This is a genomic window from Mesorhizobium sp. M4B.F.Ca.ET.203.01.1.1 (assembly GCF_004791025.1).
In the GTDB taxonomy this organism is placed as follows: Bacteria; Pseudomonadota; Alphaproteobacteria; order Rhizobiales; family Rhizobiaceae; genus Mesorhizobium; species Mesorhizobium abyssinicae.
In genome coordinates this window covers 1-296 of the sequence record NZ_SRUO01000248.1, presented here as the reverse complement: position 1 = coordinate 296, position 296 = coordinate 1, and the positions used below count along the sequence as shown (strand labels likewise).

Genomic DNA, 296 nt, shown 5'->3' with positions numbered 1-296 from the left:
GAGAACTCTATCCGATCCGCTACGCCTTGCGTCGCAGGCGGCGCTGGTCTCCGTTGCTGAGATACCTCGTCCACGATCTGAAGCATCCGGGCTATCCTGGACAGGGCAAGCCGCCACGGCACGACATCACCCATGACCGTTTTGTCGCTCTTGCCGCGCGCTTCACGCACTTCTTCCTGTGCGGCGCCCGCTTCAACGTCGAATTGATGAAATATGTCGAATGCGCCTATGCCGGTTCGGTGCCCGTCGGCGTGCCGGCGAACTCCCTCAGCGCGGCCGCAAAGCGATGTTTTCGT

Annotated in this window: 1 protein-coding gene; it reads left to right on the top strand. The window is 61.5% G+C overall.

Features of this window, described 5'->3' with window-relative positions:
* Window positions 1-53: 53 nt before the first annotated feature.
* Window positions 54-296: hypothetical protein (locus tag EN846_RS34530; protein ID WP_135928156.1), on the top strand; the 243-nt coding region annotated here is incomplete at its 3' end.